Origin of the sequence: Cryobacterium zhongshanensis (assembly GCF_022760445.1) — a bacterium.
GTDB classification, from domain to species: Bacteria; Actinomycetota; Actinomycetes; order Actinomycetales; family Microbacteriaceae; genus Cryobacterium; species Cryobacterium algoricola.
Genome location: NZ_JALGAR010000004.1, coordinates 253,904 through 267,183, shown reverse-complemented (window position 1 = coordinate 267,183; position 13,280 = coordinate 253,904). Strand labels below are relative to the sequence as shown.

Genomic DNA, 13,280 nt, shown 5'->3' with positions numbered 1-13,280 from the left:
CGAGGAGCCTTCACGATGTCCGCAGGAATCGAACCGGAAGCCGCCGCCCCGCCGGCGCTCGCAGCGTCGTGGTTGCCGTTGGTCGTAGTGGTGCTCACCCAGATCCAGGCGTCGTTCGCGGTGAATGCGCTGACGGTGTCGATGCAGGGCATCACGACGGATCTGAGTACTCCGGCGACGAGCGTGGGGACGGCGATCACCGCGGGCACGTTCGCGATGGCGGCGTTCATCCTGCTCGGCGCGAAGCTGGGCGCGAAGTTCGGCTCCCGCCGGGTGTTCCAGATCGCGGTCGTGATCCACGGTCTCGCGATGGCGGCCGTGGCGTTGAGCGTGAGCCCTGCGATGCTGTTCATCGCGCAGGCCGCGTCCGGTGCGGTGATCGCACTGATCGCGCCGGCACTCGTGGTGTTCATCGCGGCCAACTATTCCGGTGAGCAGCAGGCGCGCTCGATCGGGTTCCTCGCGGCGGCCATTCCCGCGGCCGGTGTGCTCGCGCTCCTCATCGCGGGAACCTTCGCGTCCACGATCGGCTGGCGGTATTCCTTCGCCCTGATCGTGGTGCTCGCCGCCGTGAACCTGCTGCTGAGTTTCCGGTTGAAGGTCGTGCCGCCCCAGCCCGCTGTCGCCATCGACTGGGTCGGGGCCGTCCTCGCCGCAGGCTCCATCATCCTGCTCAGCTTCGGGTTCAGCGGCCTGAACTCCTGGGGTGTGATCCTGGCCACGCCGAGCGCGCCGTTCACCGTCCTCGGGGTCTCGCCCGCACCGATCCTGATCCTGCTCGGTGCGATCGGCGGCCAGGCCTTCTTCGTGTGGTTGCGCCGACGCAAGGCCGCGCACCTGCCGCAGATCTTCGACCTCGAGGTACTGAAATCCGGGTCCGAGAAGGCGACGACTTTCGCGATGGCCGCGATGCTCTTCGTGGGGACCGCGGCGAACTTCCTGATCCCGCTGTACATCCAGATCGTGCAGGGTCGGTCCAGTTTCCAGACCTCGATCTCGATCATCCCGTACACCCTCTCGATCTTCATCGCCAGCTCCGTCGTGGCCACCCTGTACAAGCGGTATCCGCCGCATCAGATCGGCCGGGTGGGCTTCGTCGTCGTCGCGGCAGGGCTCACCCTGCTCGCCTTCACGATCCGGAACGAATGGGAGCAGTTCGCGGTTGTGATCGGGCTGATCGTCCTCGGACTCGGCCAGGGGGCGATCGTCGCCCTCGTGTTCAACACCCTGCTCTCCGCGGCCCCGAAACGCCTCGCCGGCGACGTGGGCGCCTGGCGCGGCCTCGTCCACAACATCTCCGGGAGCGTGGGCATCGCCGTCGCGAGTGTCTTCGCCGTCGGCATCCTCAGCACGATCGTCGCGTCCAGCGTCGCGAGCAGCCAGAACCTGCCGCCGGAACTGATCGCGCAGGTGCCCCTCGACAGCGTCAACTTCGTCACAAACGACCAGCTCGAGGCGGTCCTCGGCCAGACATCCGCCACCCCGGACCAGATCGCGGAGGGTATCGCGATCAACGAGGACGCCCGGTTGCGCGCCCTGCAGGTGTCGCTGCTCGGGCTCGCCGGAATCGCACTCCTCGCGATCATCCCAGCGGGGCGGATGCCCGACTACGTTCCCGGGGACATCCCGCCGGTGCTCTCGAGCGGGACGGAAACCGAGCCGGCGAGCTGAGCGCGGGTACCCGTGGATCCCATTGTCGTCACCCTCGTCGTTCTGCTCGCCGCGGTCGTGCTGTTCGTCTGGAACCGGCTGCCGGTCGAACTCGTCGCGATCGGCGTTGCCCTCGCCCTCGTCGTCACCGGCGTGCTTTCCGCCGAGCAGACCCTCGCCGGTTTCGGCGACCCCGTGATCGTGTTCATCGCGGCGCTGTTCGTCGTGAGCGAGGCCCTCGATGCGACCGGAGTGACGACCTGGGCCGGCCAACAGCTCGTGCGGCGGGCGGGCACCCGGCGCTGGCGGATCGTGACACTCGTGATGGTGCTCGTCGCCCTCGTGACGGCCCTGATCAGCGTCAACGGGGCCGTCGCTGCCCTGCTGCCGATGGTCGTCGTGCTCGCGATGCGGATCGGCGAGCCGCCCTCGCAGTTGCTGATGCCGCTCGCCTTCGGCGCGCATGCCGGATCGCTCCTCGTGCTGACCGGGACCCCGGTGAACGTGCTGATCGCCGAACTCGCGGTCTCTGCGGGCCAGCGCCCGATCGGGTTCTTCGAATTCGGCCTCGTCGGCGTCCCCCTCGTCGTCGGGACCATCCTGGTGACGGTGCTGCTCGGACCGAAGCTCCTGCCGAAACGAGCCGCGACGCTCGCACCGCGGGACCTCAGCGAACACGCGCACACCCTGGCCGCCCAGTACTCGCTCGACGATCCCGAGTCGCTGTTCAGCCGGGAGAAGGGCGTCACGGAGATCGTCGTCCCGCCGCGGTCGTCGTTCGTTGGGGCGACGGTGTTCACCGGCATGGTGACCTCGAGCGGACAGCTCGTCGTCATCGCCATCCAGCGAGCCGGCGAAGACCTCACCGAGGCGACCCTCGTCGCCGGCGACGTGATGCTGCTCCGCGGCACCTGGGACGCCCTCGACAAGAACTCCGCCGACCCCGGCGTCGTCGTCGTCGACTCCCCGCAGAGCGTGCGCCGGCAGGCAGTCCCGATGGGCCCGCGGGCACGGACGGCGCTCGTCGTGCTGCTCGGGATGGTGATCCTGCTCGCGACCGGCATCGTGCCCGCCGCGCTCGCCGCCCTGGCCGCGGCGGCCGCGATGGTGCTGTTCCGGGTGCTGACGATCGGGCAGGCGCACCGATCGATCTCCTGGACGACGCTCATCCTCGTCGGCGGGATGATTCCGCTGTCGACGGCGATCCAGGTCAGCGGCGCGGCCGACCTCATCGCGGGCGGCCTGGTGTCCGCCGTCGGCGGTGCGAGCCCGTACCTGCTCGTGCTCGGCATCGCGGGTGTGACGGTCGTGCTGGGCCAGCTGATCAGCAACATGGCCACGGCTCTGATCATCGCGCCGATTGCGATCGCGATCGCCGGGGAGACCGGCATCTCCCCGCTGCCGCTCCTGATGGCCGTCGCCGTGGCGGCGGCCGCGTCATTCCTGACGCCGGTGGCGACCCCGGCCAACACGATGGTGCTGGGGCCGGGGGCGTACCGGTTCGGCGACTACTGGAAGCTCGGGCTGCCGCTCGTCGTGCTCTTCCTGCTCGTAGCGACACTGCTCGTGCCCGTCTTCTGGCCCTTCCACTGACCTATCCGCCAGTTCGGGTCAGTCGACCTGGTCCATGAAGTCGGTCAGGTGGGCGATCGTCGGGATCGACGAGGTGATCACGGTGCCGTCGTCGCGACGCCCGCCCTCGATCGCGGCCGGCGACGGTGCCCCTGGCGTGCGGGCACCCTGGTGCTCGAGCGGGACGATGACGGGCTGGCCGAGCCGGACGGTGAACGCCGGCGCACCGCGCACGGCGAGCTTCGCTTCGACGCCGGCCTCGACGGTCACCTCGACCTCGCCCTGCCTGAGGTCGATCCGGAGCCGGGTGCCCTTGAGCGTGATCCGGAAGGTGAGCCCTTCCCAGCCTTCCGGCAGCCGCGGGTCGAGGGTGACCCGGCCGTTGTGGTCGCGCAGGCCGCCGAATCCGTAGACGAGGGCGCTCCAGACTCCGCCGGCGGATGCGACGTGAACGCCGTCCGCCGCGTTGTGGTGCAGGTCCGCGAGGTCGACGAACAGTCCGGAGGTGAAGTACCGGAGCGCGAGCTCGTGGTACCCGACCTCGGCCGCGATGATCGACTGGACGACGTCGGACAGGGTCGAGTCGCCGGTCGTGAGCGGGTCGTAGTAGTCGAAGTCGGCGAGCTTCTCCTCCGGCGTGAACTGGTCCCCCTGCAGGAGCAGCGCGAGGACGACATCCGCCTGCTTGAGCACCTGGAAGCGGTAGATCACGAGCGGGTGGTAGTGCAGCAGCAGCGGCCGGTTCTGCGGCGGCGTCTGCGACAGGTCCCAGCGCTCCTTCTCGAGGAACTGGGCGTCCTGCGGGTGGATCGCGAGGCCCTTGTCGTAGGGAATGTGCATCGCCTCGGCGGCGAAGGCCCACTCGGCGACCTCGGTGTCGAGGAGGTTCAGCCGGGCGACCATGGCATCGTAGGCGTCGCGGTCGATGTAGCGCAGCCGGCGGACCGCGGTCACGGCGTTCCGCAGGTTCGAGCGCGCCATGATGTTCGTGTACAGGTTGTCGTTGACGACGGTCGTGTACTCGTCCGGACCGGTGACGCCGTGGATGTGGAACACGTCGTTGCCGTGCCCGTTGCCGCGCCAGAAACCCAGGTCCGCCCACATCCGGCTCGTCTCGACGAGGATGTCGATGGCCTCGCGGGCGAGGAAGTCCTCGTCGCCGGTCGCGGCGACGTACTGGCTCAGCGCATAGGCGATGTCGGCGTCGATGTGGTACTGCGCCGTGCCCGCCGCGTAATAGGCGGATGACTCGAGGCCGTTGATCGTGCGCCACGGGAACAGGGCGCCGAGCTGGTTGAGCTCCGTCGCGCGGTCCCTGGCCTGGTCGAGCATCCCGTGCCGGAAGCGCAGCGCATTCCGGGCGGCATTCGGCGACGTGTATGTCAGGAACGGCAGTACGTACACTTCCGTGTCCCAGAAGTAGTGGCCGCCGTAGCCGGACCCGGACACGCCCTTCGCGGAGACGCCCTGGCCGTCGGCGCGCATCGAGGCCTGGGCGAGCTGGAACAGGTTCCAGCGCACGGCCTGCTGCAGCACGGGCTGGCCGGGCAGCTGCACGTCGGTGCGCGCCCAGAAGTCGGAGAGCCATTCCTGCTGGCGGGCGATGAACGATTCGACGCCCTCGTCCCGCGCCCGGTCGAGAGTGCGGTCGCAACGGTCGGCGAGCTCGTGTGTGGGCACACCGGCGGAGGTGTGATAGCTGAGCGTCTTCGTGATGTGGATCGAATTGCCCTGCTTGGCTTTGATCGTGTACACGTGCTTGGCGAGGTCGTCGCCGATCGCCGAGGACTCGACGTACTCGTTGGCGGTCTCGATCTCGTGGTCGGCGGCGCAGGCGATCGTCATGGCGGAGTTCGTGCAGCGGAAGCCGAGGATGTAGCGACCATTGGAGGCGCGCTTGAAACGCGGCTGGAGGACCCGGTCGGTGAAGGATTCCGCCTTGCGCGGATCCCAGTCGGTCGTCATCGAGGCCTTGGGCCGGTCGTATTCGCTGATGCCGTCCTGGCGGTTCAGGATCTGGCTCGAGATCACGACGGAGGCGTCCGCGTCGAGCATGGTGACCTCGTAGTCGATGATCGCGAGGTGCCGGTCGGTGAACGACACCATCCGGCGCGACCGGATCAGGACGCGCTTGCCCGATGGCGTGCGCCAGACCAGCGAGCGCGAGAGGATGCCGGTGGTGAAGTCGAGCCGACGCTCGTAGCTGAGCAACTCGGCGAGGGTCAGCACGAGCGGTTCGTCGTCGACGTAGACGCGGATCATCTTGGCGTCGGGAGCGTTGACGATCGTCTGGCCGACGCGGGCGAAACCGAACGCCTCCTCCGCGTGCCGGATCGGCCAGGTCTCGTGGAAACCGTTGATATAGGTGCCCTGAACGTGGCCGTCCCGGCCTTCGTCGACGTTGCCGCGCAGGCCGAGGTAGCCGTTGCCGACCGCGAAGAGCGTCTCGGTGCGACCGATGTCGGCCCCCGTGAACGCCGTCTCGACGAGTGCCCACTCGTCGACCGGGAAACGATTGCGGTCGAGAGGGTCCAGGATGGCCTCGTCAGTCAGGTTCATGCGGTGGCCTCCTGCGGTGCGGTTTCGGGTGACGTGCTGAGCTCGGGAGGCTGAGGCACCAGCTCATCGAGGTCTGAGACGACAATATCGGCTCCGGCGTCCAGGAGGATATGCGCACCGACGCCGCGGTCGACACCGAGGACGAGTCCGAAATCACCGGCGCGGCCGGCCTGCACGCCGGACTCGGCGTCCTCGACCACAACGCACTCCGCGGCAGTGAGGCCGAGGAGCTCGGCGCCGAGCCGGTAGGTGTCCGGTGCGGGCTTCCCGGCGAGTCCGCGTTCAGCGGCGAGGTTGCCGTCGACCAGGGTCTCGAAGCGTCCACGGATGCCCGCTGCCGCGAGGGTGAGCTCGCCGTTGCGCGAGCTCGTGACCACGGCGACCTGCAGCCCCGCGGCGACCACGTAGTCGAGGAACGCGATCGAGCCCGGGTACGGCGTCACTCCCTCTTCCGCAAGGGTTTCGTTGAAAGCCGCGTTCTTGCGGTTGCCGAGGCCGCACACGGTGTCCTGCGTGGGGGCATCCGTGGGGTCGCCGTCTGGCAGGGTGATGCCGCGCGAGGCGAGGAGACTGCGCACGCCGTCATAGCGGGGCTTGCCGTCGATGTACTTGAAGTAGTCGGCGTCACTATAGGAGGGACTCACGCCCTGGTCCTCGAGGAACGGGGTGAAGAGCCGGGACCACGCGACCATGTGCACGTCGGCGGTGGGAGTCAGCACGCCGTCGAGGTCGAAGAGCACGCCGCGCAGGCCGAGGAGTCGGTCGCGGGCCTGGGCGGGCGAAAGGGGAATGGTCGGAGAAGTCATAGACGGGAGCTCTTCTCGATAGATGCCTGAAAATGGAGGCGCCGGGGAATGGTGGGGGGATGTATTCGCCCGGGTGTCGACATCTCGGCGGCGGTGACGAGGATCGCGAGCGACGCGTGTCCACCGGGTCCGGGGTGGGCCTGCGCCTGAGTACACAACAACCCTATGCCCTCCGGCGAGTAAGCTTTCTATAAGTGAAACGATTCAACGTTGAACGCACACAGAGAGAAGTCAGACAATGATCACTCGCATGATCTGGAACCAAACGGCACATTTCGGCGCAGGGGCCATCAGCGTCATTCCCGGTGAACTCACCTCCCGCGGCTTCACCAAGGCCTTTGTGGTCTCGGACAAGGTGCTCGTCGCGACCGGCGTCACCGGCAAGGTCACGTCACTCCTCGACGATGCCGGAATCCCGTATGAGGTTTATTCGGACGTCACCCCGAACCCGCCGATCGACGCGGTCAAGCGCGGCGTCGCGGCCTTCGCTGCTTCCGGCGCCGATGTGCTGATCGGCATCGGCGGCGGCTCGCCGCAGGACACCTGCAAGGCCATCGGCATCATCACGAACAACCCGGAGTTCGCCGACGTGCGCTCCCTCGAGGGCGTGGCGGCGACCAAGCGCCCTGCGGTTCCGATGATCGCCGTTCCGACGACCGCCGGCACGGCATCCGAAACCACGATCAACTACGTGATCACCGACGTCGAACGTGAACGAAAGTTCGTCTGCGTCGACCCGCACGCGATTCCGGTCGTCGCGGTCGTCGACTCCGAAATGATGTCCTCGGCCCCGCGCTCTCTCAAGGTCGCCACGGGGCTCGACGCGCTCACCCACGCCATCGAGGGCTACACGACCAAGGGCGCCTGGGAACTGTCCGACCTGTTCCACCTCAAGGCGATCACGATGATCGCCGAATCGCTCACCGCGGCCGCGGACGGCGACCCGGTCGCCGCGGACCGGATGGCCCTCGCCCAGTACATCGCGGGCATGGGCTACTCCAACGTGGGCCTCGGCCTCGTGCACGGCATGGCCCACCCCCTCGGAGCGTTCTACAACGCCCCGCACGGCGTCGCGAACGGCATCCTGCTCGCCCCCGTGATGGCGTTCAACGCGGACTCGACCGGTGAGCGCTTCCGCGACATCGCCGTGGCCTTCAAGGTTCCCGGCGCCGCGGAGCTCTCCCTCGAGGATGCGCGGGACGCGGCCGTCGCCGCCGTCACCGACCTTGCCCGTGCCCTCGGAAACCCGACGACGCTGCGCGAGATCGGCGCGAAGGAAGAGGACCTCCCCGCCCTCGCCCAGGCCGCCTTCGACGATGTCTGCACCGGCGGCAACCCGCGCGACGTGTCCGTCGAACAGATCCTCGCGCTGTACACCTCGATCTACTAGCCGACCCATACCTTTCCGGTCGAGAGTGACCCGTATACCGGGCACTCTCGACCGGAAAGGTGCACCTCAGGTGCATCGGCCGGGCTCTCGGTTTTCCCTCTTCCCCGGGCCGGCTACCGGTTGACGAGAGTCCGGGCCGGCGTGTGCCGCTCGGGGACGAAGCTGCGGGCGACGAGGGCGCGCAACTCCTCGAGTGAGCCAGTGACGAGGCCCTGGGCCCGCGCCTGCACGAGCACGTTGCCGATCGCGGTCGCCTCGACGGGGCCGGCGAGAACGGGCAGGCCGAGCCGGTCGGCCGTGAGCTGGCAGAGCAGTCGGTTCTGCGAGCCGCCGCCGACGAGGTGCACGACACCGACGTTCTTGCCCGAGAGCATGCTGGCCTGTTCGACGCCGCGCGCGAAGGCATCCGCGAGGCTCTCGAGGATCGAGCGCACCAGTTCGGCGTTCGAGCGCGGAATGCGCAGGTCGTGCTCGCGACAGTAGTCGCGGATGCGCGCGGGTAGGTCCCCGGGGGCGAGGAAGCGCTCGTCGTCGGCGTCGAACACGGCGACGGGCGCGGTGACCTCGCCGGCCGCACGCAGCAGGTCGGCGAGGACGATCGTCTCGCCGGCGTGCTCCCAGGTGCGGATCGACTCGCTGAGCAGCCAGAGGCCCATCACGTTGTGCAGGTAGCGCACCCGGCCGTCGACGCCGCCCTCGTTCGTGAAGTTGGCCGCGCGGCCGGCCTCACTCAGCACGGGGCCCTCGAGCTCGACGCCGACGAGCCCCCAGGTGCCGCAGGAGATGTAGGCGAAGTCTTCGGTCAGGGCCGGCACGGCCACGACGGCGGATGCCGTGTCGTGCGATCCGATGGCCGTCACGTCGATCGGCGCGCGGGCCCCGATCTCGTCAGTGACGCCAGGCAGCAGGGAGCCGATCCGGGTGCCTGCGTCGATGAGAGGCGGGAAGATCCGGCGGTCGAAGCCGAGCCGGTCGATGAGTGGTTCGTCCCACTCGCGGGTGCGCACGTTGAGGAGGCCGGTGGTCGATGCGTTGGTGCGTTCGGCGACGGCCACGCCGGTGAGCCAGTAGTTGAGGAGGTCCGGAACCAGCAGCATCCGGTCGGCCTGGTCGAGCGAACCGGCCGTGAGGTCAGCGGTGAGCTGGTAGAGCGTGTTGAACGGCAGGAACTGGAGTCCGTTGGCGGCATACAGTTCGGCGGGGCCGGCGACGCCGTGGGTGAGGTCGACGGCGGGCAGGGTGCGCGCGTCGCGGTAGTGGTACGGGAGCTGCAGCATCCGCCCCTGGCGCAGCAGTGCGTAGTCGACCGCCCAGGAATCGACGCCGATGCTCGCGAGTCCGGGTTCTTCGGCGGCGGCGACGGTGAGGCCGGCGAGCACGCTGCGGTAGAGCTCGACGATGTTCCAGTGCAGCGACGGATGTCCGTCCTCGTTGAGGCGGATCGGCCCGTTCGGGAACCGGGCCACGGGGCGGAGGCTGATGCCCGCGCGTCCGACGTGGCCGAGCATGACCCGGCCGCTCGTGGCGCCGAGGTCGACGGCCGCGACGACTGCGGCATCCGTTGTGGTGGTCATCTTCGTACTCTCTGTAGTCGACGTGTGGGGGGTGGTGCAGCGAGAGTCGCCGTTGTCGCCGAGATCGCCCGGTGTAACGGGTGATCTGGGCGGGAACGGCGACTCTCGGAGGTGTTGCGCAGTGGGTGGGCGGGGTCTAGGCGCCCCAGCCGGCCTGGGTGCCGCCGACGCGGTCTGCGGCGATCTTCGCCTGGTAACCGGATGCCGCGAACGCCTTCATCGGGTCGGCCGGAAGTCCGCGGGACTCGCGCCACGCGGCGAGGTCGGTGCGGACGTCGCTGTAGAAGGCGTCCATCATGATGCCGTTGGCGCCGAGGACGTCGCCGGCTTCCTGCGCCGCCGCGAGGGCGACGGTGTCGACACTGAGGGCGCGGGCGGTCATCTCCTGCACGTTGAGCACGGACCGGATCTGCCCGGGGATCTTCTCCTCGACGTTGTGGCACTGGTCGAGCATGAACGCGACGGTCGAGTCGGGTCCGTAGCCGCCGCCGCGGATGACCTCGTAGAGGATCCGGAACAGCTGGAACGGGTCAGCCGCTCCGACGATCAGGTCGTCGTCGGCGTAGAAGCGGGAGTTGAAGTCGAAGGAACCGAGCTTGCCGAGGCGGAGCAGCTGCGCGACGATGAACTCGATGTTCGTGCCCGGGGCGTGGTGCCCGGTGTCGAGGCAGACCATGGCGCGGTCGCCGAGCGCGGACACCTGGGCGTAGCTGGTTCCCCAGTCGGGCACATCGGTGTGATAGAACGCCGGCTCGAAGAACTTGTACTCGAGCACGAGGCGCTGGTTCTCGCCGAGACGGGCGTAGATCTTCGCGAGGGAGTCCGCGAGACGGTCCTGCCGGCCACGGATGTCGCCCTGGCCGGGATAGTTGGTGCCGTCCGCGAGCCAGACCTTGAGGTCTTCCGACCCGGTCTGGTTCATCACGTCGATGCACTCGAAGTGGTGGTCGATCGCCATCTGGCGCACCTTCGGATCAACGTGGGTCAGGCTGCCGAACTTGTAGGCGTCGTCCTGGAACGTGTTCGAGTTGACCGTGCCGAGCGTGACGCCGAGGTCTTCGGCGTACCTGCCGAGCGCGGCATAGTCGTCGACCTTGTCCCACGGGATGTGGATCGCGACGCTCGGGGAAAGCGCGGTGAACTTGTTGACCTGCGCGGCATCGGCGATCTTCTCCTCGGGGGTGCGCGGGGTGCCGGGGGTCGAGAAGACCTTGAACCGGGTGCCCGAGTTGCCGAACGCCCACGACGGGAGCTCGATGGCCTGGCTTTCCAGGAGGCGAAGGGTTTCGGTGGATACCGTCATGGGGTCACTTCTCTGTGGGGCGTGTCTGTGGGGATGTCTCTGGATGCTGCTGAGGTTGTGCTCGGCGGCGGCCCGCTCGGGCCGCCGCACGGGGTGGCCGGATGCCGCTTAGGGGAGGCGCGCACCCTCGGGGATGACGATCTTGTCGAGCTCGAGGATGTTCGGGGTACCGAGCTGGAGGGCGCCGTAGAGCACCTGCGCGTTGGCCTCGACCGCGACGGCGACCTTGAATGCCCCGGCGACGTCTTCGCCGACCGAGATCATCCCGTGGTTGCCCCAGACGACGGCGTTCGTGTCGTCGCCCATGAGCGCGGCGCTGAGTTCGCCGAAGTCCTTGTTGGTGGAGAACTCGAACGGCATGATGCGCACGGCACCCTTGGCGTAGAGCACCATGTTCAGCAGTACGGGGTCGATGGTCTTGCCGACGGCACCGAACATGTTCGCGTACGGCGACTCGGTGTGCACGATCGCGTTGATGTCGGGGCGGCGACGGTAATGGGCGAGGTGGACATCCGTCTCTGTCGAGGGGAACAGGTCCCCCTCGATGACGACGCCGTCATAACCGACGACGACCATCTCGTCGATCGTCAGGACGTCGTAGCGGATGCCGGACGGCGTAATGACGATCGCATCATGCTCGGGAAGGCGAATGGAAATGTTGCCCTGGGTGTTGAAGTTGAGTCCGGTGCGCACCGACTCCTTGCACCAGTACAGGATTTCTTCGCGGAGTTCGCGACGGGCAAAGCTCATGGGGTGTCCTCGTCTTCGTGGGTATTGAATCGTTTCAACTATCACGACTATAACTCCGGAAACCGCGGCGCGTCAACTCACCGGATCCCCCGGATTCCGACCCCGTCCGAGGCGCACCCGAAAAGGTTAGGCAGGCACACGATTGTGCCGTAGTCTGCTGACGTGCCACGTTGAATCGTTTCATTCAACGACGGGCACGGCGCCACCGGCGCCACAGCATCGCGTCCTCGAAGTCGAGGCCACGAGCCTCTGCATCAATGACGAGAGCAAAGGAGGACCATTCGTGGTCCGAATTGGAAACAAAAGCACTACGGGAATGAAGGCCACCATTTCGGTGGCGATGTCGAATTACATCGAAGCGGGATCGATCATCGCGATCGCAACCAGCCTGTCGCTCTGGCAGAAGGAATTCGGGATCGACGACTTCGCTGTCGGATTACTCGCGGCCCTGAGCGCGAACGCGTTCGGCGCTGCGGCCGGTGCACTCATCGGCGGTCCGCTGTGCGACAAGTACGGTCGCAAGTTCATCTATACCTACGACCTCATCGTGTACATGATCGGCGTCGCACTCGCGGTCTTCGCGATGAGCTACGGGATGCTGCTGCTCGCCTTCATCATCACCGGTATCGCCGTCGGCGCCGGCGTTCCGGCCTCCTGGACCTACCTCTCCGAGCAGGCGCCGGCGGGACAGCGCGCCAAGCACGTCGGCGCCGCCCAGCTCGCCTGGTCCTGCGGCCCGCTGATCGGCTTCCTGCTCGCGGTCGCGGTCGAGCCCCTCGGCCTTCTCGGCAGCCGGCTCATCTTCGCCGAGCTCTTCGTCGTTGCCTTCCTCACCTGGTACATGCGGCAAGGACTGCCGGAGACGGCCATCTGGAAGGAATCCAACGCGAAGGCCACATCGACCAATGTCTTCCACGGCGTCAGGGCGCTCTTCAGCAAGAAGGCGAACATCACCGCGATCTTCTTCCTGATCGGTGTGTACTCGTTCTGGAATATAGTCGCGGGACAGGCCGGAATCTTCATGCCCCGGGTGTACGCGGCCGCGGGCGTCGAGAGCGCGACCGAGCAGTACCTACTGCAGGCGCTCGTCTGGGGCCTCACCGTTGCCACGACCTACTTCGGCTTCATGCGTCTCGCCGACAGGTTCAACCGCCGCATCCTCTACATCGTCGGTTCGCTGCTCGGCATCGCGGCCTGGGCCGTCCTCGTCTTCGCCGAACCCACCATGCCGGCGCTGCTCTCCTTCGCCGTGCTCTGGGGCGTCGCAGCGGGCATCGGTGCACAGGCGTTCTACGGCCTCTGGGCCAGTGAGCTCTTCGCGACCGAGTACCGGGCGAGCGCCCAGGGCATCCTCTTCTTCGTTGCCCGGATCATGGTCGGCCTGCTGAGCATGGTCTTCCCGATCCTGCTGACCTCGATCGGCCTGTCCTGGCTCGGACTCATCCTGATCGGCTTCCTCGCCGTCTCGCTCGTCGTCGGGGCCGTCTGGGCGCCGCACACCCAGGGCAAGACCCTCCAGCAGATCGAAGCCGAACGCTACCCGGAAGACGTCGTCGCCGGGGAGCCCGTCCTCGACGCGTCTGGCCTCGACGCTTCTGGTCTCGAGGCGCGTGACGTCGAGGAGCCGGTCGCCATGAAGATGCACTTCTAGCCGGCTTGAGCGCCCCGGCGGCCGT

The 13,280-nt window shown here is 67.6% G+C and carries 9 protein-coding genes; 4 read left to right on the top strand and 5 right to left on the bottom strand.

Annotation, left to right across the window (positions count from 1 at the left end; all coding sequences use genetic code 11):
• Positions 1-15 precede the first annotated feature (15 nt).
• Complete coding sequence (locus tag MQH31_RS15355) at positions 16-1,671, top strand: MFS transporter (protein WP_243012774.1); 1,656 nt, start codon at positions 16-18, stop codon at positions 1,669-1,671.
• Positions 1,672-1,683: 12 nt separating this feature from the next.
• Positions 1,684-3,243: an SLC13 family permease gene (locus MQH31_RS15350; RefSeq protein ID WP_243012773.1), complete on the top strand. Its 1,560-nt coding sequence runs from the start codon at positions 1,684-1,686 to the stop codon at positions 3,241-3,243.
• A gap of 18 nt (positions 3,244-3,261) precedes the next feature.
• Here the strand turns inward: MQH31_RS15350 and MQH31_RS15345 are convergent, their stop codons facing one another.
• Both MQH31_RS15345 and MQH31_RS15340 read right to left on the bottom strand, forming a co-directional pair.
• A complete protein-coding gene (locus tag MQH31_RS15345; protein WP_243012772.1) occupies positions 3,262-5,781 on the bottom strand; it encodes a glycoside hydrolase family 65 protein in 2,520 nt (839 codons plus the stop codon).
• Positions 5,778-6,587: an HAD family hydrolase gene (locus MQH31_RS15340; RefSeq protein ID WP_243012771.1), complete on the bottom strand. Its 810-nt coding sequence runs from the start codon at positions 6,585-6,587 to the stop codon at positions 5,778-5,780. Before MQH31_RS15340 ends, MQH31_RS15345 begins: the two co-directional genes overlap by 4 nt.
• A gap of 250 nt (positions 6,588-6,837) precedes the next feature.
• Here MQH31_RS15340 and fucO point away from each other — a divergent pair, with 250 nt between their 5' ends.
• Positions 6,838-7,977: a lactaldehyde reductase gene (gene fucO, locus MQH31_RS15335; protein WP_243012770.1), complete on the top strand. Its 1,140-nt coding sequence runs from the start codon at positions 6,838-6,840 to the stop codon at positions 7,975-7,977.
• Positions 7,978-8,090: 113 nt separating this feature from the next.
• Here fucO and MQH31_RS15330 read toward each other — a convergent pair whose 3' ends face one another.
• The 3 genes from MQH31_RS15330 to MQH31_RS15320 all read right to left on the bottom strand — a co-directional run bounded on the left by MQH31_RS15330 (position 8,091) and on the right by MQH31_RS15320 (position 11,604).
• Positions 8,091-9,551: a rhamnulokinase gene (locus MQH31_RS15330; RefSeq protein ID WP_243012769.1), complete on the bottom strand. Its 1,461-nt coding sequence runs from the start codon at positions 9,549-9,551 to the stop codon at positions 8,091-8,093.
• A 136-nt stretch (positions 9,552-9,687) separates the two neighbouring features.
• Positions 9,688-10,854, bottom strand: coding sequence for an L-rhamnose isomerase (gene rhaI, locus MQH31_RS15325; RefSeq protein WP_243012768.1), 1,167 nt, complete (start codon positions 10,852-10,854; stop codon positions 9,688-9,690).
• 108 nt (positions 10,855-10,962) lie between these two features.
• Entirely contained in the window at positions 10,963-11,604 is a 642-nt protein-coding gene (locus MQH31_RS15320) for a class II aldolase/adducin family protein (RefSeq protein ID WP_243012767.1), read from the bottom strand.
• Positions 11,605-11,920: 316 nt separating this feature from the next.
• On the opposite strand from MQH31_RS15320, the gene MQH31_RS15315 reads away from it, so the two are divergent.
• A complete protein-coding gene (locus MQH31_RS15315) occupies positions 11,921-13,255 on the top strand; it encodes an MFS transporter (protein WP_243012766.1) in 1,335 nt (444 codons plus the stop codon).
• The last annotated feature ends 25 nt before the right edge of the window (positions 13,256-13,280 follow it).

Coding starts and splice junctions, on each gene's coding strand:
- MQH31_RS15355 (WP_243012774.1), top strand. CDS start 16: ATGTCCGCAGGAATCGAACCGGAAGCCGCCGCCCCGCCGGCGCTCGCA.
- MQH31_RS15345 (WP_243012772.1), bottom strand. CDS start 5,781: ATGAACCTGACTGACGAGGCCATCCTGGACCCTCTCGACCGCAATCGT.
- MQH31_RS15340 (WP_243012771.1), bottom strand. CDS start 6,587: ATGACTTCTCCGACCATTCCCCTTTCGCCCGCCCAGGCCCGCGACCGA.
- fucO (WP_243012770.1), top strand. CDS start 6,838: ATGATCTGGAACCAAACGGCACATTTCGGCGCAGGGGCCATCAGCGTC.
- MQH31_RS15330 (WP_243012769.1), bottom strand. CDS start 9,551: ATGACCACCACAACGGATGCCGCAGTCGTCGCGGCCGTCGACCTCGGC.
- rhaI (WP_243012768.1), bottom strand. CDS start 10,854: ATGACGGTATCCACCGAAACCCTTCGCCTCCTGGAAAGCCAGGCCATC.
- MQH31_RS15320 (WP_243012767.1), bottom strand. CDS start 11,604: ATGAGCTTTGCCCGTCGCGAACTCCGCGAAGAAATCCTGTACTGGTGC.
- MQH31_RS15315 (WP_243012766.1), top strand. CDS start 11,921: ATGAAGGCCACCATTTCGGTGGCGATGTCGAATTACATCGAAGCGGGA.